At 42.3% G+C, this 220-nt stretch carries 1 pseudogene; it reads left to right on the top strand.

Features of this window, described 5'->3' with window-relative positions:
- A pseudogene (locus AB4653_RS25225) lies at positions 1-220 on the top strand (ABC transporter ATP-binding protein); the annotation flags it as partial.

The raw sequence follows: 220 nt of genomic DNA, 5'->3' as shown, positions 1-220 counted from the left end.
GATGAGCCAACCAACGATCTAGATATCGAAACTTTGGAACTTTTAGAAGATTTACTTGCCAACTATCAGGGTACGCTTCTTTTAGTGAGCCACGATCGACAGTTTGTTGATAACACGGTTATGACAAGTTGGATTTTTGAAGGCAACGGCGTTGTTGAAGAATTTGTTGGTGGTTACCACGATGCTCAGCAACAAAGAAAGCAGGCTATAGAGTACCGAC

The sequence above is a fragment of the Vibrio sp. 10N.222.48.A3 genome (assembly GCF_041475345.1).
In the GTDB taxonomy this organism is placed as follows: Bacteria; Pseudomonadota; Gammaproteobacteria; order Enterobacterales; family Vibrionaceae; genus Vibrio; species Vibrio tasmaniensis_A.
This window is presented reverse-complemented; position numbering and strand designations above follow the sequence as displayed.